Annotated in this window: 15 protein-coding genes; 8 read left to right on the plus strand and 7 right to left on the minus strand. The window is 60.1% G+C overall.

What is annotated here, in order from left to right; genetic code table 11:
- The first annotated feature begins 43 nt into the window (after positions 1-43).
- Positions 44-2,845 carry an NHL repeat-containing protein gene (locus OP10G_RS13005; RefSeq protein WP_025225448.1) on the plus strand — a complete coding sequence of 934 codons (2,802 nt, stop codon included), beginning with the start codon at positions 44-46 and terminating at the stop codon, positions 2,843-2,845.
- Between the two features lie 37 nt (positions 2,846-2,882).
- Here the strand turns inward: OP10G_RS13005 and OP10G_RS13010 are convergent, their stop codons facing one another.
- Both OP10G_RS13010 and OP10G_RS24635 read right to left on the minus strand, forming a co-directional pair.
- Positions 2,883-3,965 carry an HD domain-containing phosphohydrolase gene (locus tag OP10G_RS13010; protein WP_025225447.1) on the minus strand — a complete coding sequence of 361 codons (1,083 nt, stop codon included), beginning with the start codon at positions 3,963-3,965 and terminating at the stop codon, positions 2,883-2,885.
- A gap of 1 nt (position 3,966) precedes the next feature.
- Positions 3,967-9,513, minus strand: coding sequence for a PAS domain S-box protein (locus OP10G_RS24635; RefSeq protein WP_025225446.1), 5,547 nt, complete (start codon positions 9,511-9,513; stop codon positions 3,967-3,969).
- Positions 9,514-9,845: 332 nt separating this feature from the next.
- Between OP10G_RS24635 and OP10G_RS13020 the strand changes: the two genes are divergently transcribed.
- The 4 genes from OP10G_RS13020 (at position 9,846) to OP10G_RS13040 (ending at position 13,680) form a co-directional block, all read left to right on the plus strand.
- Positions 9,846-10,832 carry a phosphoglycerate dehydrogenase gene (locus OP10G_RS13020; protein WP_025225445.1) on the plus strand — a complete coding sequence of 329 codons (987 nt, stop codon included), beginning with the start codon at positions 9,846-9,848 and terminating at the stop codon, positions 10,830-10,832.
- A 109-nt stretch (positions 10,833-10,941) separates the two neighbouring features.
- Entirely contained in the window at positions 10,942-11,430 is a 489-nt protein-coding gene (locus OP10G_RS13025) for a DinB family protein (RefSeq protein WP_025225444.1), read from the plus strand.
- Between the two features lie 441 nt (positions 11,431-11,871).
- Positions 11,872-12,666 carry an HpcH/HpaI aldolase family protein gene (locus tag OP10G_RS13035; protein ID WP_025225442.1) on the plus strand — a complete coding sequence of 265 codons (795 nt, stop codon included), beginning with the start codon at positions 11,872-11,874 and terminating at the stop codon, positions 12,664-12,666.
- Positions 12,667-13,194: 528 nt separating this feature from the next.
- Entirely contained in the window at positions 13,195-13,680 is a 486-nt protein-coding gene (locus OP10G_RS13040; protein ID WP_025225441.1) for a DinB family protein, read from the plus strand.
- A gap of 112 nt (positions 13,681-13,792) precedes the next feature.
- Here the strand turns inward: OP10G_RS13040 and OP10G_RS13045 are convergent, their stop codons facing one another.
- The 4 genes from OP10G_RS13045 to OP10G_RS13060 are packed head-to-tail and all read right to left on the minus strand — an operon-like array spanning position 13,793 to position 18,826.
- Positions 13,793-14,806 carry a LacI family DNA-binding transcriptional regulator gene (locus OP10G_RS13045; RefSeq protein ID WP_025225440.1) on the minus strand — a complete coding sequence of 338 codons (1,014 nt, stop codon included), beginning with the start codon at positions 14,804-14,806 and terminating at the stop codon, positions 13,793-13,795.
- A 45-nt stretch (positions 14,807-14,851) separates the two neighbouring features.
- Entirely contained in the window at positions 14,852-15,811 is a 960-nt protein-coding gene (locus OP10G_RS13050; RefSeq protein WP_084179224.1) for an aldo/keto reductase, read from the minus strand.
- Complete coding sequence (locus tag OP10G_RS13055; protein ID WP_025225438.1) at positions 15,808-16,887, minus strand: zinc-dependent alcohol dehydrogenase family protein; 1,080 nt, start codon at positions 16,885-16,887, stop codon at positions 15,808-15,810. Before OP10G_RS13055 ends, OP10G_RS13050 begins: the two co-directional genes overlap by 4 nt.
- A 4-nt stretch (positions 16,888-16,891) precedes the next feature.
- On the minus strand, positions 16,892-18,826 hold the full coding sequence (locus OP10G_RS13060; RefSeq protein WP_025225437.1) for an alpha-L-fucosidase: 1,935 nt from the start codon (positions 18,824-18,826) through the stop codon (positions 16,892-16,894).
- Between the two features lie 104 nt (positions 18,827-18,930).
- On the opposite strand from OP10G_RS13060, the gene OP10G_RS13065 reads away from it, so the two are divergent.
- Entirely contained in the window at positions 18,931-21,480 is a 2,550-nt protein-coding gene (locus OP10G_RS13065) for a glycoside hydrolase family 31 protein (protein WP_144241144.1), read from the plus strand.
- A gap of 312 nt (positions 21,481-21,792) precedes the next feature.
- On the plus strand, positions 21,793-22,824 hold the full coding sequence (locus tag OP10G_RS13070; RefSeq protein WP_025225435.1) for a hypothetical protein: 1,032 nt from the start codon (positions 21,793-21,795) through the stop codon (positions 22,822-22,824).
- Between the two features lie 236 nt (positions 22,825-23,060).
- Here the strand turns inward: OP10G_RS13070 and OP10G_RS13075 are convergent, their stop codons facing one another.
- Positions 23,061-23,522, minus strand: a complete 462-nt coding sequence (locus OP10G_RS13075) for a DinB family protein (protein WP_025225434.1) — start codon at positions 23,520-23,522, stop codon at positions 23,061-23,063.
- Positions 23,523-23,735: 213 nt separating this feature from the next.
- Between OP10G_RS13075 and OP10G_RS13080 the strand changes: the two genes are divergently transcribed.
- Positions 23,736-24,761, plus strand: coding sequence for a LacI family DNA-binding transcriptional regulator (locus OP10G_RS13080; protein ID WP_158409226.1), 1,026 nt, complete (start codon positions 23,736-23,738; stop codon positions 24,759-24,761).

Genomic DNA, 24,761 nt, shown 5'->3' on the forward strand with positions numbered 1-24,761 from the left:
TATGCGAGTGTTCGCCTTTGTTTGTTTTGCAAGCGTTGTGGCCATGACAGTTGCCGGGTGCGGAGGTGGCGGGCAGAGCTCGTCGAATAATCGACCTGGGCCGGGCGCGGATCCGGTTCCGACCGGTACGGCCAAGTTCACCGTTGATGTGAAGACCGGCAAGGTGACGGTGACGCCGCTCGGCAAAGCATCCGCCGAAGCCCGGGCGATCTTTTCCGGAGCGGCCGTCTCCTTCTCGACCGGAGACCTCACGATCGACTCCGGGGAATTGACGCGACGCGTCCTTGCCGTGGCTTTGCGCAACAACCGGAACGAGCCGATCAATGGGCCGTTCCGACTTTTGTTCGGGCCGTTCAAGACACTCGCCAACCCCAACCTCGATCAAAGGCTGAACACGACGGTAACCACGGTCGCCGGCTCGGGAAGCCTCGGCTATGCCGATGGCTTTGGGACATCGGCCGCGATCAAGCAGCCCAGCAACTCGATCTATGACCCCAACTCCGGCGCCCTCTACTTCGGCACCTCCGATGGCAAGATCCGCCGCGTAAAGAACGGCACCGTTTCCACTATTGCGACCGGCTTCAGCAAGCCCTCCGCAATGTGCTTTCCCCCTAGCCGCGATGGTGGTCTGAACTTTACGACCCTTGCCGTCGTGGATTCGGGCACCAACAAACTCTCGACGGTCGACATATTCACGGGCGCCGTCCGTCCGGTTCTCGGCACAGGAACGAACGCATCGACGGATGGCTTCACCGGAACCGCAAGCTTCGCGACCCCGATGGGAATCATGCCGGTTACCGTTTACGAAACCGATTCGGGCCCGATGGCCACCTACCTGATTACCGATTCGGTCACCGGAAAAGTCCGCTTTGTCAGTCCAGGAATTAATCCCGCCACCAACCAACTGGAGTTGGGCGTGTCCACGGTTGCGACCGGACTGAACAAACCGATGGCGATCGGGGGACTCAGCGCCTACTGGCAAGGGCACGTGGCCATTGCGGAATCGGGAGCCAATCGCATCAACATCATGGTTATCCCCAACGGGGGACCGGGCGTTTCGGTAGGCACGATTGGAACTGGCGTCGCCGGATCCGCGGATGGATCCGGAGCGACCGCCACCTTTAACGGCGTTCAAGGAATGGTGTGCGTCCCAGGTTCCGCCATCTACGTGGCGGACACCGTGAATAACAAGATCCGTCAGATCCTCCTCTCACCCGATGGCACGATCGGCACCCCTGCGAACTGGACGGTCGCGACACTTGCCGGTTCCGGCGCTCTCGGCTCTGCCGACGGCGCGGGTAATGTGGCCACGTTCAACGTTCCCGCTGGCATCTCGGTCACGCCCAGCGGGCATCTGCTCGTCAGCGACACCGGCGCAAACAAGATTCGCGATCTTGCCTACAACACGGGAAGTTTGCCAATCCAAGTCGGCTCAGGGGGAGGGACGGTGCCACCGGATCCGGTTCGGCTCGCCAACCCGAGCGGCTTCGCGCCGGGAACGATAGCCCAGCCGTATATTCTGGCGCAGAACTTCGTCGGCCCGGGTCAGCAGATCAACCTCGAACCCTGGTCGTTGATCGTTCCGAACGGCGTGAATTACTTCGAATTCACGGTGACGGTGGAGAGCATCACGTCCACCGAGGCGCCCCCGAACGCGGTCAATAACCCTGGTCCCGCCGTAGCTCCCGGCTCTCCCGCCGTGCTTGTGCGCACCTATTCCGGCGGCGCTGCTCCGTCGTTCAACAATGGAAGTCTCGCCGAGGCCGGGTTTGGCGCGATCTCCTCCTCTGTGGTCGACAACAACGGCACCATCTGGATTGCGGATACGGCGAACAATGCGATTCGTAGAATCGGCGACGCCTATCGAAACACCGGCGGCTCCACGGGAGGGGGAACGGGAGGCGGAGGCGACGGGACGATCCGTGACCTCGTAACCACGATCGCCGGCGTGGTCGGCATCCCTGGCACCACCGACGGCGCCGGCCCCGCCGCGCAATTCAACGCCCCGACGGGCATCGCCTGCTCACCCGACGGCACCGTTATTTACGTGGCGGATTCCGGCAATCACACGATCAGGCGGATCGTCCATCCCCCGCTCAACACGGTCACGGATCCGTCCGATCCGGCTTACTACTCGGTGACTACCGTCGCCGGCGTCGCCGGAACGGCGGGCTTCGCCGATGGCCTCGGCTCCGTGGCGAAGTTCAACAAACCGTATGCGCTCACTATGAGCCAGTTTGGGGACCTCTTCATTACCGAGTCGGTCGGCAACCGGGTTCGAAGGCTGTCAGTGGCCGGCGCCGATCCGTTCGTGCCAAGCGTGTACACGGTTACGACCGTGGCGGGAGACACCAGCACTGCCGCGCCCGTGGCAGGCAGCGCGGATGGGACTGGCGCAATCGCCCGCTTCAGCGATCCGAGGGGGATTGGTATCGCCAACACCGGTGACCTTTATGTCGCCGATCGTGGCAACCATCGCGTGCGGCGCATCGCGGTTGGGGGCGTTGTCACCACCCTCGCCGGTAGCGTGGCGGGTTACGGTGACTCGGACACCGGTTCGGCGGCGAAATTCACCGCTCCCACCGGGGTCTCGGTGGTCCCCTCCGGCTACATCTTCGTCGCCGACTCCGGAAACAAGCTCATTCGACGCATCAGCCAGGCCGGTACCGTGAGGACGGTGGCCGGAACCGGGGTTGCGGGCAACTTGGACGGCACCGGCAACAGCGCCCAGTTCTCCGCTAACCTCGCGACCCTCCTGGCACTTCCTTCTGGGGACCTCCTCGTTCCCGACGGCCCGCGTCTACGCGTCGTCGAACGGATCATCAGTACGGGTGATAGCCACTGACATGGATGGCCAAGCTAGACTTGGCCATCTTCCGCCTTTACGAGAACGGGAAAAAGGTTTGGCCCTTGGGCATGTGTTGGATTCGCCCCGGAAGCTCGGTAGGGAAGTTGACCAGATGCTCGTGCGAAAGGCTAAGGAACGCTTCCACCGCCCGCGGGTCAAACTGCTTTCCGCTCTGGGAGCGAATCTCTTCTAGCGCCACCACGCACGGGAAAGCTTCCTTGTATGGTCGCTGGTGGGTCATCGCGTCGAATACGTCGGCCACCGAGACGATCCGTCCGGAGAGCGGAATCTCCTCGCCCTTTAACCCCCAGTACCCGGTGCCATCCCATCGCTCGTGGTGAGAAAGCGCAATCCCTTCCGCCAACTTCAGCACCGGAGAAGTGCTGCCGGAAAGGATTCGCGCCCCGATCTTGGTGTGCTCCTTCATGACCTCAAATTCCTCGGTCGTAAGCTTTCCCGGCTTCCTCAGGATCACGTCTGAGATCCCGATCTTTCCCACGTCGTGAAGGGCCGCCGCCTGAACCATGACTTCGACTTCCGAGGGTGTAAAGCCCATCGTCTGGGCAATCAGGCCGCTCACAATCCCAACCCGGTTGGCGTGCATGCCGGTCTGGTCGTCCCGGTATTCGGCGGCGATGGCGAGCCGCTGAACCGTCTCGAGCTGGGCCAGTTCCAAGTCCTTCGTCCGCTCCTGAACGGTTTGCTCCAGCAGCACGTTGTAAAACCGGGCCCGGAGCATGTTTCCGATCCGAAGCAGCACCTCGCGGGCGTCGAACGGCTTCGTTAGGAAGTCGGTCGCCCCCTCTTCGAGCGCCTGATACTTTGCCGCCGAAGTGGCGTCGGCGGTGAGAACGAGAATCGGAACCGCGGAGATGGCAAGCTGCTCCTTGAGACCCCGGATAACGGCGATGCCGTCCAGATGCGGCATGTTGAGGTCCAAGAGGAGAAGGTCGGGCTTAATACCCTCAAAGAGACTCACGGTCTCCCGAGGGTCGGAGATCCCAAACACGTTGGTGTATCCCGCCTCGTGAAGCGTCAGTTCCAAGAGGCGGATGTTCGAGATCTCATCGTCCACGACGAGAATCTTTGCCTGCCTCAGCGTCGAATGGGTGGTCATCTCACTTCAAGAAGCGGTCGAGCGTCGCCAAGAATGCGGCCACGTCAAGCGGTTTGGTCAGGTAAGCGTCGGCGCCGCCGCCGAGCAGACGTTCGATTTGGACCGGCGTGGCGTCGGCGCTAATGACGACGATGGGAATCTCTTTCGTATCGCTCGACTCACGCAACCGAGCCATCACATCTTTGCCCGACATGTCGGGCAAGTTCAGATCTAAGAGAATGAGATCCGGCTTAAGCTGTCGCGCTAGATCGAGGCCGACGTTTCCTTGCATCGCCGACAGCAGCTCGATTCCTGGGCGGCTGCCCAGCAGGACCTCCACCAACCTAAGATTCGAAAGATTGTCTTCGATGCAAAGGACCGAATAGCTCCCCATCGGGCCAGGCGTTTGTTCCACGAACTCGGCGGGGATCGCCGTCAGCTTCTTCTCGGGCGACTCGGACAGAGGAAGGGTGATTGAGAACCTGCTCCCAACGCCGACCGTACTCTGAACTTCCAACTCGCCATTCATCAAATTGATCAACCGCTTTGAGAGCGCCAACCCGAGACCGGTTCCTTCCACATTCGTGTTATTGGCGGTTAGCCGCTCAAAAGGCCTGAACAGCTTGTCGAGGTCGCCCGCGGCAATGCCGTGCCCGGTGTCTTGCACATCGATTCGCAAGCGGTCTCCCTCCGTCGAGCAATCGACTTGGACGCTGCCTCCGGAACGGTTGTACTTGATCCCATTAGATAGCAGGTTAATTAGAACCTGCTTAAGGCGCTGTTGGTCCGCTAACGCGTAGTATGGCGTAAATTTCGTAACATCGACGTCCAGGCGCACATTGTGCTCCGATCCCAGCGATTGCACCAAATCTAGCGACTCCCGAACAACCGTGGCGACCGAAACCGGCTCGATAGATACGTCGGTTCGTCCCGCTTCCACCCTCGCCAAGTCGAGAACTTCGTTGATCAGACCGAGAAGGTGACGCCCGCCCTTGAGGATGTGCTGCACGCTCTCCTTCTGGACCTCATCCAATTCGTTCCGATCCAGAAGCTGTCCGAATCCGAGGATTGCGTTCAGAGGCGTACGCAGTTCGTGGCTCATCCTCGAGAGAAATTCGCTCTTGGCAAGATTGGCCCGCTCGGCTTCTTCCTTTGCCAAGAGGAGCGCTTCCTCGGTTTTCTTGCGGGCGGTGATGTCTCGGCCCACCGATTGGAAGCAGACGAATTCCCCTTCTTCGTCCCAGATGCAACGGTCGGTCCAGTGCTGCCACCGGATCTCGCCGTCTCGCGAGAGGGTGCTGATCTCGTACGAACCAACCGGATTGCGTGGGCCGAGGCTTGCCAAATGATTCCGAATTCGCGTTGCGTCCTCCGGGGGAAGGAAGTCGATGAAGCTCCGCCCGAGCAAGTCCTCTGGAAGCGCCTCGTAGTAGCGGCAGTGGGCGTCGTTGACAAAGGTGAAGGTACCGTCGGCCAAGAATCGGCAGATCATCTCGGTCTGATCCTCGACGATCGCCCGGTAGCGCATCTCGCTCTCCTTCAGCTCCTCCTGGGCTTGCTTGCGCTCCAAGATCTCGTTCTGCAGGGCGACGTTGGCGTGCCTTAAATCTCGCGTCCTGTCGTGAAAGCGGTCCTGCAATTCGTCTTGGGACCGCTTCATCTCGGCCTCCATATTTTTCCGCGCCGTTGCATCCATCAGAAGGCAGTCCCAAAGGATGTCGCCGTTAGGTTGCAGTTCGGGACGGGAGATTGCTTCGAGCCAGCGCACCTCACCGCCCTTCGCGTAGTAACGCCCCTCCCATTTCCACGGTGAGAGAGTTGAAGCGGCGGCCGAAAAAGATTCGATAAAGCTCCGCCGGTCATCGGAGTAGACGGTTGCCAGGACCAGGCTCGCGTCCTGTTCAAACTCTGCGGGCTCCCGGCCAAACATCTCCCGACAGGCGGCGTTGAGATAGAGGCACTGGTAGCTCCCGTCGGGATGTAAGAGGAGTTGGGAGACGACTCCCGGGACGTTTGCGACGATACGTTGATAACTTGCCTCGCTACGGCGCAACGCCTCTTCGGCCATCTTGCGAGCGGAGATGTCGCGAGCGAGCAAGCAGACCGTCTGACAGGAGCCGTCGGACCCAAGAATCGGACTAATGCGGGCAAGGAACCAGTGCTTTCCATCCGGCAAATCGAGGGAGTACTCCAAACTCTCCGGCTCTAGGTTGGCCATAACGCGGCCGAACGCTTCTATAAACGGCCTTGACCACTCCTCGCCAAGGACAGCGGCCACGCGCTGACCGATCAATTCGGAACGCGGCTTCGCCAGCAACTTCTCGTTGGCCGTCCAAATCTCGACGTATGTTCCTTCGGCGTCGAACTCGAAGGCGATTTCATCGACCGATTCGATAACCGCGCGGAGCCGGATCTCGCTCTCGCTAAGGGCGATCTCCGCCCGCTTTCGCTCCGTAATGTCGGTGCAAACTCCGGTGAGGCGCCACTCCCTCGGTCCCTTTGGCTCAATCGTCACGTCTTCGGAGATCCAATAGATCTCCCCTTCTTTGGATCGCACGCGATACTCGTGGCGATAGCCGCTCTGACCGGTTCGAAGCGCTCGGTCGCTGACTTCGTCCATCCGCTTCGCGTCCTCTGGAAGCCTTTCCCCCAAGAAGACTTGGGTATCGGCGTCAATTTCGGATGCACCGTCCGCGGCTGGCTGTATGCCGAGCTCGTTCTTCGGAGTGCCAGGGTTATACAGGTCCGGCCCCCACTCGAATATCCCGTCGCGCTCGGTAACGTCGGCCTGCCAGAGCAGGCAGCGTGCGCTATTGACGACCAGCTTTACTTCCTCTTCTGCCCGCCTGCGTTCCGTGACGTCGACGCAGACTCCTGTTAAGCGCCATTGCCCCTCTCCGTCAGGTTCGACACTCACCGACTCGTCCAGCCACCGAATTTCGCCCCCGGCAACCTTGATTCGGTATTCCTGTTGATAGCTGTCCTGGCCAGAGCGCAAAGCCGCCGTGCTCACCGTGTTCATGCGCGGCAGGTCCTCGGGCAGTTTCGCGAGATTGAAGGCGTCGGTGTAGTTGCCTCCCGGCATGACTTCCATCGCAAGAAGCTGCTGGGCCGCGTCCGGGTTTATGATCCCGATCGTCCAACTGAGGAAGCCGTCGAGATCGACAACCGTCGCTTCCCACAGCAGGCACCGGGCGGTGGCCTGAACCTTGGACATCGAGTCCTCGACCCGCTTCCGTTCGGTAATGTCGGTGCAGACCCCCGTGAGTCGCCAGCGACCCTCCCCGCTTTGCTCAATGTGAACGTCCTCCGAGAGCCATCGGAGGTCGCCGTTTGCCGTTCGAACGGAGAATTCCTGCTGGTAACCGCTCTGTCCGGAGCTCAACGCCATCGAGCTTAATCGGTTGATCGATTCGGAATGTTCCTGCGGCCTGGCCCGATAGAATCCATCCGTATAAGAGCCGCCGTTTGGAATTTCCACTGGCAAGAACTGTTGGGCCGCTTCGGGATTTCGAAACTCTAAATTCCAGTCGAAGTCGGTAGCGGTTTCCGTAACCTCTGCCTGCCAGAGGAGGCAGTGAGCGCTGGAGAGAACCTGGGACGTTTCTTCCTGAGCTTTCTTCTGCTCGGTGACGTCGGTGCAGACCCCAGTGAGTCTCCAATGTCCCGGTTCCAACGGCTCGATGGTGACGTCCTCCGCCAGCCACCGGATTTCACCGGAGGCGATTCGGATTCTGAATTCCTGTTGGTATCCGCTTTTGCCCTCCGGTATTTCCGATGCGTGGTGTAGCCGCATTTGAGCGGCTTCCTCCGGCAAGCGCGCCGCGTCGAACGCCTGGGTGTAGGAGCATCCGGGCGGAATATCGACCGGCAGGAAGGCTTGGGCGGCTCCCGGGTTTCTAAATTCGGTGTACCACTCGAGTTCGCCGTCTCGGTCGAAGATATCCGCTTGCCAAAGGAGGCATCGGGCGCTCTGGAGGACCTGTGAAATCTCCTCTTGGCTCTCTTTCCTCTCGGTGATGTCGGTGCACACGCCCGTAAGGCGCCACTGGCCATCCCCTTGAGACTTGATGGTGACGTCCTCGGCGAGCCATCGATATTCACCGTTAGACGACCGAACGCGAAACTCTTGCCGGTAACCGTCGGCCCCGGATAGGATTGCCCCTTCGCTCGTCGCGTGCATCCCAGCGGTGTCGTCCGGGTGCCAGCTCGCTTCGAAGGCATCCAGGTAGGTTGCGCCCTCTGGAATTGTCAGCGGCAGAAATTGCTGGGCGGCGGCTTCATTGTGAAACTCCATTTCCCAGAACGGTTTTTCGCCGCGATCGGTAACCTGCGCCTGCCATAGAAGGCAGTTCGCTCCGGTTAGGATCTGAGACATCGCCTCTTCGGCGAGCTTTCGCTCCGTGATATCGGTACAAACGCTGGTGACGTACCACCGGCCTTCATCAAGGTGCTCGACGTGGACGTCTTCCGCAAGCCATCGGATTTCGCCGTCCATCCGGCGGACCCTGAATTCCTGCTGATAGCCGGATTCACCGTTTCGGAGCGCCATGGTGCTGCGCTGGTTCATCCTCGCGGAGTCCCCGCGCAACTTGGCACGATGAAAGGCGTTACCGTACGTCTCGCCCTCCGATATGTGAATCGGAAAGAATTGTTGGGCCCCCTCCAAGTTCCGGACCTGTGATACCCACACGAGAGCGCCATCACGGTCGCGCACATCCGCCTGAATGAGCAGGCACCTCGCGGTGGTGAGCACCCGCGACATCTCTTCGTTCGCCTTCTTTTGCTCCGTGACGTCCGTGCAAACGCCGTTGAGCAACCAACGACCGGCTGCCGAGGGGGTGATGCTTACATCTTCGAAGATCCACCGGATCTCGCCACTCGCCAAGCGCATCCGAAACTCTTGCTGGTAGCCGCTATCTCCGTTCCGAAGCGCTGCGTCGCACGTCTGCTTCATCCGGCCGGTGTCCTCGTCCAGCTTGGCTAGGTGGAAGGCTATCGAATAGTCGCAGTCGGGTGGAATTTCTATCTGAAGGAAGTGTTCCGCCCCGGCCGGATTGCGAATCTCGGTTTGCCAAATAAATTCTTCGCCTTCAACCCAGACCTCGGCTTGCCACAGTAGGCACCGAACGTGGGTGAGGAGGTGGGTCATCTCCGCTTCGGCATGCTGCCGGCTACTCTCGAGACGCTCCTTTAGATCGTTCACCTCGGTGAGGTCGCTTCCGGCGAAGTAAACGCGGTCTCCCGCTAAATCGACCGTGCATGTCCAATGGATCCACTTGTATTCGCCGCTTTTAGAAAGGCAACGGCAATCCCAAGAGGTAGTTCCGCCGGTTTTCAATAGCGATTCGATCCCTCGGAGGCGCGCTGCGCGATCTTCTGGATGCACGAGCGCCGGCAGATCCATCGCGGTTGCTTCGTCCGGGGTCCAACCCAGAATGCGCTCGATGGCGGGATTGATGGCAAGCAGTTTGCCCTCGAGCGTGCGAACGATCATTAGTTCGCGCGCAAGTTCGAAGAATGCTTCAGCCTCCGAATGCAACCTGGGCTCCATCTGTAGGTGGCTCATGTACTCAAGGCCCGACGGCAAGCCCGGCGTTTTTTGTGAGCCTGTGACACAGCATAGTTATTGGTGCCTCATCTGCGATTCTTACCGGTGAAATTGGGCTTTACACCGCAAGCAATCCGGACTTTTTCCGTTAATTCTTCCCCGCCGCAGGACACACCTCTCTCACGGGAACCCAGGGTCAAGGAACCCAGCCCGCCCGATGACGCGACCACTTTGCATAACTTTCAAGGACATCCGCTCCAAATCGTCGTGGCCGTATTGCAACAATACGAGTTCATTTAGGCGCCGTGCGGATGGTGTAGGCTCGCTCCCGTGCAGATTGGAGAGAACTGATGGCGTTTAAGGTGCTTGTAACGGCTCGCGCGTTTTGGTCGAGCGGGGAAGCGGCGAACGATCTGTTGGTCACCGCGGGTTGCGACGTGGTTCGGTCTGCCACGTTCGGACCATTAACGGAAAGCGAGGTGATCGCGCAACTGAGAGGTTGCGATGCGGTCATCGCGTCGAGCGACGCCTATACGGAAGCGGTCTTCGCCGTTCACCCCGGCCTCAAAGTCGTGTCCCGCTGGGGAGTGGGCATCGACAGCGTCGATCTCGAAGCCGCCACCCAAGCCGGGGTCATAGCTACCAATACGCCGGGAGCGATGGTCGAGGCGGTTGCGGACTACACGTTTGGGTTGTTGCTGGCGACGGCGCGGCGAATCGTGGAGGGCGACCGGTTGATGCGATCCGGAGGATGGGATGAGATGCCCGGCACGCTCGTGTACGGGAAGACCCTCGGCCTGGTGGGAGCCGGAAGAATTGGGCAGGCGGTGGCACGCCGCGCCGCCGGCTTCGGGATGCGGGTTCTTGCGTTCGACCCTCCGCTACAGGCCGGCGGTGGAAAGGTCGAGATCGAGTTCGTCGATCTCGACGAGCTACTCGAGCGAAGCGATTTCGTCTGCCTTCACGCGCCGAGCTTGCCCGAGACGAAGGGGATGTTCGACGCGAAGCGGTTTGCCCAAATGAAGCGGTCGGCCTACTTCATCAACACCGCGAGGGGAGCGCTCGTCGACGAAACGGATCTCCTCGCGGCCTTGGAAACCGGACGGATCGCGGGCGCCGCGATCGACGTTTACCAACAAGAGCCGCTGCCCGCCGATCACCCGCTTAGAAACGCTCCCCGTTGCGTTCTTTCCCCCCACAACTCCTCGAACGCTCTGGAATCGACGGCGACCATGAGCCTGATGGCCGCCGAGAACGTCCTCGCCGTCATGCAAGGCGAACGCCCCCAACATCTTTGCAACCCAGAAGTCTGGGACTCGCCGAAACGAAGGGTCTAACGTCGCACGGGCGCGTTTGGTGGGAAACGACTCGCCGTCTGTCGCCCTCACACGGATGCGGAGAAGATTTGCCCACTAATACGTAGACAAACGGTGTATATTCCAACCTATGGGACTGACCGAAGCTCTGCTCGACTCATGGGATCGTCAATGCCACATCGTGGATGCCGTGGCTGGTTTGGTAACCGAAGAAACCCGCAAAGCGCTTCCGTCTCCCGACGGCTGGCCGCTCGACCACCAGCTCGCTCACATTCACCTCGTGCGGCGATACTGGCTCTCCCAGGTCTCGCCGGAGCGTGGTAAGGCCCTCGGTGAAACCTACACGGATGGTTGGGAAACCCCCATCGAAGACCTGGATCGGATCAAAGAGCTCCTCCGAGACAGCGCCGTCGCCGTGCGTGAGGCGATGCAAGAGCTGCTGACGAACGGAACCGGCGCCATCGGCGGCTACGACCACCCGGTCCTCTTCCTTCAACACATGATCTGGCACGAGGGTTGGCACGTCGGCCTCATCTTCCTCGGCCTCCGCCTCGCAGGCCACGAGCCCACCGAAGAATGGGAAGAGCCCAACGTCTGGGGTCAGTGGCGTACCGAATAGGGCCGAACTCGGAACCCACGCGCTTGGCGTCATATACTTTAAGCATATGAAGAGTGTGATAGAAGGCACTTGGGCGGAAGTTTCTCGAAAGGCCGCTGGGCTCGATGCATCGAGCCGTGTGCGGTTAGAGGTTGATCTGGACTCTCCCGCTGCTCCGGGCGCGCGAGAAGAAACTATCGAACAACGGCTTCAGAAATTTGACCGCCTGACGCGGTGGATCGATGAGAACGTTCCCAAAGACCTTCCCTCTCTTTCGGATGAGGCGCTTCGCAGAGAGTGGATGTAAAGCAAACCCATGATGCCAGGCTGGTTGCCGCTATGATCGTAAGCGGAATCGACAGGATCTTAACTTTCAACGGTCAAGACTTCGTGCGCTATCCCGAGATTGCCGTGTTGACTCCCTGATTCAAGGGAGGAGAAAAGGGATAGATTGGGACGCAGATGCGAAACAACTCGGTTAAGGCGGCGCTGAAGGAAGGGCGGGCTCAGGTGGGGACTTGGCTATCGCTAGCCAGCCCGATCGCCGCGCGATACATGGCAAGAACCGGCTTCCACTGGCTGACTCTCGACATCGAGCACAGCCCGGTCAATTGGGAGTCGGCGTCGTTGATTTTCGGGGCCATCGCCGACGCCGGCGGCGTTCCGCTCGCCCGAGTACCCGGTATCACGGTGGAAAACGTGAAACGCTGCCTGGACGCCGGAGCCTACGGAATCGTCTTCCCCATGTGCAACTCGGTGGAAGAGGCTGAGCTGGCGGTCGCCGCTTGCAAATATCCGCCCAATGGGCAGCGCAGCGTTGGCGGCGGATTCCACGCCCTCAACTTCGGCGCCAGCCCGGCCGAGTACTACCGCCGCGCCAACGATGAGATCTTGGTCGTGATCCAGGCCGAGCATGTGTTGGCGGTGGAGAGAGCCGATCAAATCCTCGCCGTCCCCGGCATCGACGCCGTCTTCGTCGGCCCGAACGATCTCCTCTCCTCCATGGCCAAAACCCCCGCCATGGACTCCGACGACCCCGCCTTCGTCGACGCCCTCCGCCACGTCCGAGAAACCGCCGTCAAACACGGCGTCGCCCCCGGCCTTCACACTGCTAGCGCCGCCGTCGCCAACCAACGAATCGCCGAAGGCTGGCAATTCGTCGCCATCAGCAGCGAACTCGGCTTCATGCTCCATTCCGCCGCCGACACCGTCTCCACCACCATCGGTCAGCAGCACACCGCCGCCGCCCGCTACTAACCCTTCCGGAGCCCCCTCTCCCTCCTTCGGATGTATGTGCCGAACGAGCGAGAGGGACTTGGGGGTGAGGGAGTCCGGAGGACCGCTGCTCTCCAGAGCGGCCCTCCCGCCCTAATGCCACAGCCGTCGCCTACGCCGCAGGCGTGTAGTAGGCACCTACGTGTGCCGCCTGCCGTCCTGGGTTGGTTATCCCACGAAAAGCTCGCCACAAAATGTCCGCGAGAACGAATATCTGACATCCAAAATAGTAGACATTTGAACACATATCTGTGTTATTATCACGGTGACTGAATGCATCTGACTTCGTAATGCAATTATCGAGACCTCGCGCCGCGCCTCCTGTGCAGAAAACAAAAAATATGGAACGAACCCAGATTTGAACCTGAGCGGCAAGGAAACGAACCCAGCGGCGCCCTTTACGCGGGGCAGTCTGAAGAAAAATCGGGGTTACCTGTCGATTTCGGGCCAGGTCATTCGACTATTTGATGAGGGCGGGGCTGGGAGCCTCGCGGTTTAGGAGAAAACGATATGTCTACAACACTGACGACGGAATCGAAGACGGTTCCCGCGAAAAGCCTGAGGGGGGCTTGCAATCTGTTTTTGAAGGATCTTCAAGCGTTGCCCGAAGAGGCGTTTAAGAAGGACTTCGGGGGCAAGACCCGCACCGTCGCCGACATCGTTTACGAGGTTAACCTCGTAAACGACCACGTCGGTATGGTGATCCGAGGCGAGGAGCCGTTCGTATGGCCGGAAGGCGCCGCCTGGATCAAAGCGCCCGAAGGGTTTGGCGCCAAAGACGACGTGATCGCGGCCTTCCAAAAGTCGTCCGAAAAGATCATCTCCACGGTCGACGCCTACTCCGTCGAAGAGCTCGAAGCCCCACTTCAGACCGAAGACGGCGAGACCAACCGAGCCGAACGCTGCCGCTTCATGACCCTCCACGTCTGGTACCACGGCGGCCAACTCAACTTCATCCAAACCCTGCTCGGCGACGACGCCTGGCATTGGAAGTAAGCACCCCGCGCAACCACAGGGGCGGCCTACGCCGCCCCGACTCCCGACGCCGGCACGGCCCGCAGAGGCTTTTAAACAAGGGTCGAGCGAGTGCACCCCTTAAGTTCGACTGTTACCGATCCGCCAATCGCGCGGTCGATCTTCTAACCAACAGCCGGGTTGGCAGGATCTTTTCGACGATCGCGGCGGCGGGATTGTCGATGGCCTGGAGGACGACCTCGACCGCCGTGGAGCCCATCTCGTACGCAGGCTGCGATACCACGGTGAGGAAAGGATCGACCATCATTGAGGCCGGAAGGTCGTCGAAGCCGACGATCGACATGTCTTCGGGCACGCGGACGCCTTGCTCGTGGAGTACCTGCAGAGCGCCGATCGCGATAAAATTGTTCAACGCGAACAGTGCCGTTGGTCGAGGTTTCGACGCCAATGCGATCGCGGCCGCTTCCCGCCCCCAGTCGGTTGAAAACCGTCCGTGCAAGACATCGATAAGGTTCTGGTCGCCTTGAAAACCGCCAAGGAATGAGGAGACCCGATCGTCCGAGGTCGGCACGCCGACCGGGCCGGCCAAGATTGCAATCCTTCGGTGGCCAAGTTCTCGAAGGTGCTCGGCCGCCGAGACCGAACCGGAACTCGAGTCGCATCGCACGAAAGAGACCGGTTCGCCCTCGACGCGTCGATCGAGAATGACGAGGGGAAGGCTCCTAGATGCCGCCAGTTTCCGCGCTTCGTATCCGTTTTTCGCCGGGACAAAGAGTATGCCGTCGACCCCTTGGCCCGCCAGGAGCTCGATGTAGCGGAGCTCCTCGGCTTCCGATTCGTCCGTGTTGCAGAGCAAAAGGAGTTGGTTCCGATCGCTGGCAGCGTCTTCGGCGCCCCGGGCTACCGTTGTAAAAAACGGGTTGGTCACGTCGGTAACGACGAGGGCCAGGGTGTTGGTTCGGTTCGAGCGTAAGCCGCGGGCCACGCGGTTCGGAATGTATCCGAGCTCACGTATCGCGGCTTCAACTCGGACCCGAACCGAGTTAGATACCGGTCCGGATCCGGTGAGCGTTCGGGAAACCGTCATCGACGTCACGCCCGCCCGCTTGGCGACATCCTCGATCGTTACCCGCTTTCGTTCACGCAAGGCTCAGCATGACACCATTGTTGCGTTCGTCCTCGCGGCAGTTTCTCAGACGGGTTGTTCGTCCCATAGGTCTCGCCAGTCCGCGGCGCCGGGCCAGAGAAAGACCTGCCCCTTTATCAATCGACAGTTGCGGTCGATCTTGGCGATTTGGTCCATTTCTGCCGGCGTGAGCGGCTCCGATGTTGCCGCCCGAAGGCTCGATTCGTATTGCGAGCGCTTGACCGAAAAAGGAATCGGAATTTGCCCGCGGGTAACCGCCCACTTGATGCAGACGTCGGCGGGATGAATGTTGTGCGCCCGCGCAATCTCAACGATCACCGGATCGTCTAGATCCGAAGTATCGTCCGACGTCCGGTCGCGCTCGGGGCGGCTCGGCGAGCCAAGAGGCGAATACCCGATCGGGAGGATGCCATTGGCGGTGACGAACTCGAATAATTCCCGCTGTTGGAAGTGCGGATGCAATTCCATCTCGTTCGCGGCCGGTTGCACCTCCGCGTCCCGCAGCAGCAACTGGAGCTTTCGAACGGTCATATTCGAAGTTCCCGTGTATCGAACCAAGCCGCGATCGACGAGCTTTCGCATGGAGGCCCAAGTCCTCAGAAAGTTCTCGTGAATATAGGGCACGGCGTGAGGATCGCGGGAGTCCACCGCGACGCCGGACGCATGATGGTTAGGGAAGGGCCAATGGATCAAGAATAGGTCCAGGTAGTCCAAGCCCAAATCCCGGAGAGAATCTTCGCACGCGGCAACAACCTCGTGATGGCGATTATTCCAAACCTTACCGGTGACCCAATAGTCCTCCCGCGCGAGACCTGACTCTCGTAGGGCCGCGCCAACTTCCCGTTCGTTCCCGTAGACGGCTGCGCAATCGAAGTGGCGGTAGCCGACTTCAATCGCGCCCCTTACGGCATCGGCCACCTGCGGTGGGCCATATTTGTCCGAGCCGAATGTTCCCAGGCCGATTCTAGGAATAGGTTTTCCGGATAGCGGCGTTACGCTGATCATGCCACCAACTCCTCGTCGAAGCAAATCGCGACCTTGCCGCTCCGGCCCTCGGCCATAAGGGCGTAGGCGTCACCGACTTTTTCCAATGGGAACCGATTGGTGACCAAATCTGCCGGGTGAAGATTCCATCGGACAAGCCGTTCGACGAGCTCCTCCATAAGCCAAATACTTGTGACCCACGAGCCGTAGATCGTCTTTTGATCGTGGATGATGTCGGCCGAAGGCTGAAAGCAGCAACTGCCTCCCTCGCCGATAAATGCGATGCGGCCCCACTTGCGAGTGCCCTGGATGGCCGTGAGCCTTCCTTTGTCGCTGGCGGAGCAATCGAAAGCCCGCTCGCAGCCGTTTCCGGACGTCAAAGCTCTGATTTGGGACACCGCCTCCGGCCCAGCCGGAATAACGACATCGGCCAACCCGAGCGACTTGGCGAGTTGCAGCCTTTCCGGTACGGCGTCCGTTCCGATCGTCAGATTGGCCCCCTTGGCCTTGGCTAACATCAGCGCCGCCAAGCCCACCGGCCCGAGGCCGGTAACCAATACGGCGTCGTCGCCCGATACGCCGACTTTTTGGATTGCTTCATAGACCGTGCCAAAGCCGCAAGCGACTTGGGCGCCATCCGTGTAGCTAAGCTCTTCTGGCAAAGCGACGAGATCCTTTTCCTCGGCCAATAGATACTCGGCCATTCCGCCGTCTCGCTGCCAGCCATAGGCGCGGCGATACGAACTTGTGCAGGAGATCATGTAGCCGCGACGGCAATCGTTGCACACCCCGCATCCCGAGATGTGATAGACGATTACCCGGTCGCCTTCTGCGAATCGGCGCAATCCCGGGCCGGCGCGCACGATCTGGCCGCTCGGCTCATGGCCGGCGATCATTCCGACCTGATACCCCTCGGGTCCCTTTCCCAGGTGCTCGCGGTAGATGCAGCGGATATCGCTCCCGCAGATCGTGGATGCCTTCATCTTGATGAGGACCTCTCCATGACCCGGTTCCGGGACCGCGAACTCTCGCAACTCCGCCGAGCTGTTGCCGGGAAGCAGCGCTCCAAGCATTGTTTCTTTGGTGGCTAGAGCCATGAGGTCACTTCTCCACCGGTTGTAGAACGACCGATCGCAAGTTGATCGCTTTCCAGGTTGCCGCGTCTTGCGGGTGCATCGTCACCGTGAATTCTCCGGCACGGTCGAAAGTTAAAGTTCCTAAATCCACATCTACGAATCGATCCCAGGCTCCGGTATTCGGGGCGGTCCCGGTAAGCGACTGGCCCCCGGTTTTCACGTAGAAGCGAGCGCCGTCATTGACGGTCGCAATGGAAGCTTTGACGGCATAGGCGCCGGGAGCGGGGACTTTCACGACCCAGGAGACCGATTCGTCGGCGGTGAACCAGTAGCCGACGTTGGGTTTGCCGCCTTTCGATTCCACCTGGAGTCCGTCGCCGTGCAGCTCTGCCAGTGTCGCATTGAGATCGAGGACTCCGTTCGCCCCGGCCGACACTTTGCGAACTACCTTGGGCAGGGGAACCGGCTTCAGGTTCCGGCCGGTGATCTTGAGGCATGCAGTAATCGGTGAGGGTCCGGTCGTCGGAACGGTGACCAAAAGACCGTTGCGATCTTGGCTCCAGCGAACCTTCCCCGAGTAACCAAGCAGCTTCACGCTGCCAATTCCGTTCTGGGTGGGATCTCCGGTAGCCGCCAGCGAGCGGATGAGGACCTTACCGTCTCGCGGATAGTCCAGGGAAAAAGCGTAAAGCGTGCGTCCCTGCGTCGTAAACCGGATGTCGCGAGAACTGTAAACCATATTCTCGTTGAAGCTTCCGCCACGAGCCGTGACATCCCCTTCGCCATAGACCGACCAGGGGCGGGAGCCGTAAATGGCTTCCTTGTGGATGGCCGTCCAGGCTCCCAACTGGCCAAGCATACGCTCGACTTCCGGATCCAGCGTCCCATCTGGCCGCTGGACCACGTTGAGCAGCAAGTTTCCGTTCTTGCTGACCACGTCGACCAGGGTGTCCACAACCCAGCTTATCGGCCGGTACTGCCAGTGGCGGTTATAGAACCAGTCGCCGATCGATGTGTCCGTTTGCCAGGGATAAGGGTTGACCTTGCCCATGACGCCGCGCTCGAGGTCTTGCACCCATCTGCCGCCGGAATCCTGCTTGCAGTTGTAGACGGCTTCAACCTGGCCGCCGTGGCTGGCGGCACTCTGATTGTAAAAGTGGGCGACCATGCTTAGGCCGACTTCGTTGCCGAACGGGATCGCGCCGTCGCTGTAGAGCAGATCGGGGTGGTAGTTGTCCACCAGCTCCTTGATCTCCGAATACCACTCCTTCTGCCACTTCGGGTTCGTGCTGTACCACCCGGTATCGCCGGGCTCCGCCTTTTCGTGGTACAGGTCGGCATACTGCGGGTCCGCCCCGTCGTAGGGGACGCCCGCCTTGGGGCCGGTCTTGTCGGAACCGTGGCTCGCCTGGAACCAGGTAAAGCTGGCGCCGAGGTGTTCGGAGACTCCGAATCGCAAACCGTTCTTCTTAGCCTCTCTCTGCCAAGTTCCCACGACGTCGCGATGCGGTCCCATTTGAGTGGCGTTCCAGCGATGGAGCTTGCTGTTCCACAAGAAGAAATTGTCATGGTGCGAGCCCATGCTGACGAAGTACTTGGCTCCGGCCGCCTTGTAAAGCTTCATGAGCCGTGCCGGGTCCCACTTCTCTGCCTTCCAGAGCGGAATGACGTCTTTGTAGCCGAACTCCGATGGGTGCCCGTAGTGGGCCAGGTGGTATTGGTTGTGTCCGCTCCCCTGTTCGTACATCCCCCGGGCGTACCAGTCCCCGTCCATCGGCACCGACTGAGGACCCCAGTGCGCCCAAATGCCGAACTTCGCGTCCCGGAACCAGGTGGGATACCGGTAGCGGGTGAGCGAGTTCATCGTCGGAGCGAACGCTCCCTTCGCGACGGGAAGGTCCTGCGAGGAGGCGGGGTTCAACGACAGTCCCAACAAAAGAAAGGGGAATAGCGATAACACGACGTAGAGGATATGTTATCGTTAACACCTGAGTCAAGGAGGGTGATGTCAAATTCAGGAGCCGTACCTGGGCGTGGTGCTAAGTGTTGATTCTCGGACTGGCGATGTTGCAGGCCGTTTTCCAAATCGAACGCCAAGAGGGAAGCGTCGCGGTTCAGCTTGGTTCGCAGCGGCTAGTCATCGAACCGCTGACCCCGAGCGCCATCCACATCCAGGTCGTGCCGAACGGCGAGGCGATCCCGCCAAGTCTTGTGCGCCTGCCTGTGGGCAAACCTCCGATCTTCACCGTCCGAAAGAGCGCGAACGAGATCCAAGTGGCGACGAAGCTGATGCGGGTCGTCCTCAATCGTAAATCGGGGGCCCTGGAGTTCCGCACGAGTGGCAACCGTCCGTTCTTGACGGAGCGAGCCGGAACGCGCCTCCTCCAGCCGGCGACCGTTGGCGGCGTTCCCCTCTACAAGGTGGGCCAGACCTTCGAATCGCCGCCCCACGAGCGACTGTTCGGTCTCGGCCAATTTCAAAACGGACTGTGGAACTGGCGGGGCTTGCCCCTGGAGCTGCGCCAGATGAATTCTCAGATTTCGGTCCCGGTCCTCTTCTCCAGCCGGAATTTCGGACTGCTTTGGGAAAATGCTTCGCGAACGGACTTCAACCCGGCGGAAACGGCGATTCTGCTGGAAGGCGAGCGCCAGGAGCAGAAGGGGCCAACCGCGACCGAACAGATCCGGCGACAAGGCAATCCCCCTTCGGCGGCCGGCCGCCTGGTCGGAACTTTTACTCCGCCCAAGACGGGAGCGTATGCCTTCGCCGTAAGGGGAGGGGATCGTCGAGGCGAGCTGACCCTGGAGCTCGACGGAAAGCCGCTGAATTCGTTAGTCAACTTTTGGACGACCAGCGGCATCGAAGCTAAGTCCGTTCTCAGCGGCGGCAAGCCGGTCACTCTCTCGGTGCGCGGGGGAGGGAAGGGGATAAAGCTCTTCGCCCGCGCGATCGACGATTCCACAACCTTCCGCTCGGATTACGGCCACGCGGTCGACTACACCGTCTTCCACGGAGCAAAACCGGAAGACGCCATTGCGGCTTATCGGGAAGTGACCGGAAAAGCGCCGATGTTTCCCAAGTGGGCCTACGGTTTTTGGCAGTGTCGCGAACGATATGCGAGCCAGAAGGAGCTCGTCGATACGGCGGCCGAGTTCCGGCGGCGGCAGATCCCGATGGACCTGATCGTCCAGGACTGGCAGTATTGGGGCCCCCACGGTTGGGGCAGCTACGAGTGGGACGAGGCTCACTACCCGGACCCGAAGGAGATGATCGACCAACTCCATAAGTTGGGCACCCGATTCATGATCTCGGTCTGGTGCAATCCATCCGGCCGAGCCCAGGCCGAGCTGAAGGCAAACCACGACTGGGTGAACGGATGGCTCGACGTCTTCTCGAATTCCGGTAGATCGACCCGATGGAAGTACATCGATCAGGCTTTCTTCTCGAAAGGAGCGGATGCTTGGTGGGGCGATGCTACCGAGCCGGGAGATCCCGGAACCGATTGGCTGGGAACGACCACCAGCGCGGGGCCGGGCGACGTTATTACCAGCGCGTATCCTCTTATGGCGAGTCGCGGCCTTTACGAAGGTCAACGGTCGGCATCGAAGGACAAGCGCGTTTGCATTCTCACTCGATCGGCGTTTCCCGGAATCCAACGCTATGCCTCCGCATCGTGGTCGGGAGATATCAACTCTACGTGGGATGCGTTTCGGCGGCAAGTCCCGGCCGGTTTGAACTTTAGCCTGACGGGTATTCCTTACTGGACGACCGATACCGGCGGGTTCTTCCGGCCCCGAGACCAGTACGCTTCTCCCGACTTCAACGAGCTTTTGTCGCGGTGGTTCGCGTGGAGCGCCTTCTGCCCGATTTTGAGGATTCACGGCTACCAGTCGCACACGGAATTCTGGAATTACCTGCCGGAGACGCAGAGGGTCTTGCTTGGATTCGACGAGCTCCGGTACCGCATGCTTCCGTACAACTACTCGGTAGCGTGGCAAGTGTGGAAGAACGATGAGAGCATCATGCGGCCGTTGGGCTTGGCGTTTCCCCAAGATCCCCGGTCGTGGGACGAGGGAGCCAGTTACCTGTTTGGTCCCTCTCTCCTCGTCTCCCCGGTCACGGAGCCCGGCGCGTCCACATGGCGCGTTTACCTACCCGCTTGCCCGGGCGGCTGGATTAATTTCTGGACTGGCAAACGGTCGCACGGCGGCCAAGACGTTCAAGTGGCTTCCCCGGTTGACATGATTCCCCTCTTTGTCAAAGCCGGCTCCATCTTGCCCCTCGGTCCGGTGATTCAAAGCACCGGCATGGCCAGCGAATCGCCCCTCGAGCTCCGAGTCTATCCCGGCGCCAACGGCGCCTTCACCCTCTACGACGACGCCGGCGACGGCTACGGCTACGAATCGGGAGCCCATTCCGAGATCCCGATTACCTGGCGAGAAGCCAGCCACACCCTAACCCTCGGCGCCCGTAAGGGCACCTTCTTTGGTATGAAGAGAACGATCAAACTGCGAGTTGTGATGGCCTCCGAGGCGAACGCGATCGGTCCGCGAGAGTCGACGGGCGGGAAGACGGTGAATTACTCGGGGCAGCCACTGATCCTAAAACTGTAAAACCTGTCGAGAAGTCTTCTAGTGCTGCCGGAAACCAGTTCCATGCTCGATTGTTTTAGCTGCAACTTCCCGATCATGGTCAACAAGGTTGCCTGTAAGGGCTATTACGCTGCCCGGAACACCGCCAAAGTAGTCGGCAAGGGTCGACCCCGCAGGTAACGACTACCTTGCCCCGGACATCATGTACCCAGCGGGCCGGGCACAGCTGGTCGAGGCAGAGTACTTCAGATGGTCATCAAGCAAGCCAAGGACGAGAATCACCAATGTACGAGGCCCGATGAGGCATGATTAGTATGAGATGGAGGTCATCCGATGACGGCACTTGTGCAACGACTTGGGAGTCTCAGCATCAAGGGTGTCCTGATCACCACGCTGAGTTTATGTTTCGTTGGCCATGTTTGTGCTCAAGACCAGCCGAAGGCGGACAAGCCGGTCGGCGTAACCGTTAATGTTCCGAAGCAAGCTCTGCCTGTCGTTAACGTCCCTGCCGCCCACGATCCACCCTCTTGGCCCGCGAATGTTGGTCTCCTTGTTGCAGTGCTGGGCACGGCTGCGACCGTTTACGCAGCTGTTGCTGCGATGAGAGCTGCAAAGGCGACAGAGGAAACCGTGAAGCAGATGAGGCGGGCTGAGGAAGGACAAGCACGACCGTACGTTGTGGTCTCGCTCGAATTGGACCGGAGAGAGCACTGGTTTGATTTGGTAATGCGGAACCTCGGTAAGACACCAGCGCTCACCGTATCTACGAAGGGTTCACCGCTCCAACTCGGCCTCGGCTCCTTCTCGAGAGATTCGTGCGCATGGCCCAACATAATTCCTTCACTAGCACCTGGGCAGGAGATGCGCATGATGCTCGGCCCGGCCAACCTATTCTATGACCGCCGGGACGGTTGGCACCGCGACATTACCGTTGACTTGAGCTACGGGTCTCAGAATGGACAATCGTTTACGGACTCGCTCACCTTCTCATTCGCGTCTTTTGAGGCCACGCGTTTCGACAACACAGGAAAATCTGTCGAGCGTTCTCTCGAACAAATCGCCGACAACACGAAGATGTTCCAGCAGTCACCGGTTGGCGACGGTCTGTTTTGGCGCATCTGGAAGTCGCTTCTGGACAGCGATCTTAAACTTGTGGCGACAGAAGAGAGTGGCAGCTACGAGATCCGATTCGAGAAGGGTGGTGGCAGCAACAATGGTGGCAGGCGGGGAATGGGACGAGTCGATTTCAGCGGCGGTCGAAATGCTCTTGCCGATGTAGAAGATAACCGCCAGGTGGAGTCATCGGAGGGAGACTCCAATATTGAGAGTAGTCGTTCGGACATCGAAGACGAGAGCGCTCCTTGAGTTCTTCGCCAATGGCCCCAACCCTTACGAGCCCTGATCATCGGTCGCTCGCGATTCACAACGGTCGACTCGCTGAGTCGTTGGCGCTGCAGTAAGGATATGATGCCCCCACATGAGGTCCCAATGGTATGCCCGCGTCGGCGGGATCTTGGTGTTCGATGACATCCACTTGAACCCGGAGATGGAACGTCCCCACTTAGGATCATGTCGACTGCCACAACGAGGATCCGAATCCGTCAGTCCACGGTGTCGCCGTACAGTCTTTGGATGTAGCAGATCTGGCCGAGGTGGTAGGTGTTGTGGATGGCGACCCAGTGGAGCCAGCTGAGGATCGGCCTAGATTCTCCCCAAAAAACGGTGAGATTATCCTGTAGGCGTTCGTCGGAGATGTCGCGAAGCACCGAAATGAGACGTGAAGTCTCGTCCTGAAGGGCTTGGACGACCTGCTCACGGGTTGAGATGGCGCTCATTCGGGAAAAGATTTGGAAGTAGACGTCTTGTGGGGGGCAGGCGCCGGTTTGGAGGATTTCTGCCCAATTGCCCGTGACGAGGGCGCACTCGGCGGCGACTTCCAGGGCCGATCTCGCCGTTTCGCACGGTTTCCAGGTGAGCCTATCGTCCGGCGTTCGGTCGATCGTGTAGAGGAGCACCTTTACCGACTTTTCCGTCGCGAGCGCCGCCGCCTCTTGAACCTTCATCTCCGGCAGTATAGTCTGCGCTGAACGCGCCCACGCGACTCTCCGAAGCCGCATCGCATTTACCCATATATAGCCGGGCGACAGCTTTAGGCATCATTCCCGCTCCGTGGGAGAAGGAATGACTCCCTAGGGCGATCTTTTTGTCCCAATTCTCGAAATCGCGTGCATAATGACATCGACGGGCTTATATACCCGTATATAAAATACATGAGAGTGACCATTCGAGATGTGGCCGAGAGGGCGGGGGTATCGCCCATGGCGGTTAGCGTGGTGCTGAACGGCACCGGGGGACGAAAGGTAACGGTGGCTCCGGAAAAGGCGGAGCGAATCCGGGAGATCGCTCGCGAGCTGCGCTACCAACCCAACCACGTCGCGCGCACTTTTCGTAGCGGCCGGACGGCCCAAGTTGCGGTCGTTTTTCAGAACTTTGGCCACTTCCGTTCCCATAGCTCTTACCGGGGCGACGTGATGAACGGGGTGATGGATGCGTTGTTTCCCGAAGGATACACGCTGTCGCTCTGTCCCAAGCTAATGGACGAGCGCCATCCCGACGCCATCTCCGACGGACGTTTCGACGGCGTATTGTGGTGCCGTCCGGACCTCTCGGATGCCTCGGCGACCGCCTTGCAACACGCCAGAGTGCCGGTGGTGATGATGCATGCTCCCGCCGGTACCGTCCTCGGGGTGCCGACCTTCTGCGCCGACAACGAAGGGGCGATGCGCAGGGTAGTCGCCCACCTTGTGTCGCTCGGGCACGAAAAGCTCGCCTTCGTCATCGATCCCGTGAGCGAACACAGCATCGAAGGTCAGTCGCGTGCGGAGGCGCTCAAGTCCGCCGCCCGTCGGGTCGGCCTGCAAGAACCCGACGTGATCGTCCTTGGCCAGGATCACCGCATCCTTTCGCGCTACGCCGAGCCGGACGCGCCGCACACGGCGCTGGTCTGCTTCAGCGACGAGCTGGCCGGCTTTGTTCTCAAGTCCTGCGAGCAGTTCGGCATCGACGTACCGGGACATGTTTCCGTCGTGGGCTTCGATTCCTCTCCGCTGTGCGAAACGACGCGACCGCGGTTAACCTCCGTGGCTCAGCCCGTGGAACGGATGGCCTTCGAGGCTACCACCCATCTTCTTTCGCTTATCCGCGCCGCCGAAGAGGGCAAGCCCTCCCAGTCCGCGACCTCGACCCTGTACGACTGCGTTCTCGATATTCGCGAGTCCACAGCCCCGCCGCCGGCTCACTGA

The organism is Fimbriimonas ginsengisoli Gsoil 348, assembly GCF_000724625.1.
In the GTDB taxonomy this organism is placed as follows: domain Bacteria; phylum Armatimonadota; class Fimbriimonadia; order Fimbriimonadales; family Fimbriimonadaceae; genus Fimbriimonas; species Fimbriimonas ginsengisoli.

What these genes read in the sequence shown, in the direction of transcription:
- OP10G_RS24635 (WP_025225446.1), bottom strand. Translation starts at nt 9,513, where the DNA reads ATGAGCCACCTACAGATGGAGCCCAGGTTGCATTCGGAGGCTGAAGCA.
- OP10G_RS13005 (WP_025225448.1), top strand. Translation starts at nt 44, where the DNA reads ATGACAGTTGCCGGGTGCGGAGGTGGCGGGCAGAGCTCGTCGAATAAT.
- OP10G_RS13065 (WP_144241144.1), top strand. Translation starts at nt 18,931, where the DNA reads ATGTTGCAGGCCGTTTTCCAAATCGAACGCCAAGAGGGAAGCGTCGCG.
- OP10G_RS13040 (WP_025225441.1), top strand. Translation starts at nt 13,195, where the DNA reads ATGTCTACAACACTGACGACGGAATCGAAGACGGTTCCCGCGAAAAGC.
- OP10G_RS13055 (WP_025225438.1), bottom strand. Translation starts at nt 16,887, where the DNA reads ATGGCTCTAGCCACCAAAGAAACAATGCTTGGAGCGCTGCTTCCCGGC.
- OP10G_RS13010 (WP_025225447.1), bottom strand. Translation starts at nt 3,965, where the DNA reads ATGACCACCCATTCGACGCTGAGGCAGGCAAAGATTCTCGTCGTGGAC.
- OP10G_RS13075 (WP_025225434.1), bottom strand. Translation starts at nt 23,522, where the DNA reads ATGAAGGTTCAAGAGGCGGCGGCGCTCGCGACGGAAAAGTCGGTAAAG.
- OP10G_RS13020 (WP_025225445.1), top strand. Translation starts at nt 9,846, where the DNA reads ATGGCGTTTAAGGTGCTTGTAACGGCTCGCGCGTTTTGGTCGAGCGGG.
- OP10G_RS13035 (WP_025225442.1), top strand. Translation starts at nt 11,872, where the DNA reads ATGCGAAACAACTCGGTTAAGGCGGCGCTGAAGGAAGGGCGGGCTCAG.
- OP10G_RS13025 (WP_025225444.1), top strand. Translation starts at nt 10,942, where the DNA reads ATGGGACTGACCGAAGCTCTGCTCGACTCATGGGATCGTCAATGCCAC.
- OP10G_RS13050 (WP_084179224.1), bottom strand. Translation starts at nt 15,811, where the DNA reads ATGATCAGCGTAACGCCGCTATCCGGAAAACCTATTCCTAGAATCGGC.
- OP10G_RS13070 (WP_025225435.1), top strand. Translation starts at nt 21,793, where the DNA reads ATGACGGCACTTGTGCAACGACTTGGGAGTCTCAGCATCAAGGGTGTC.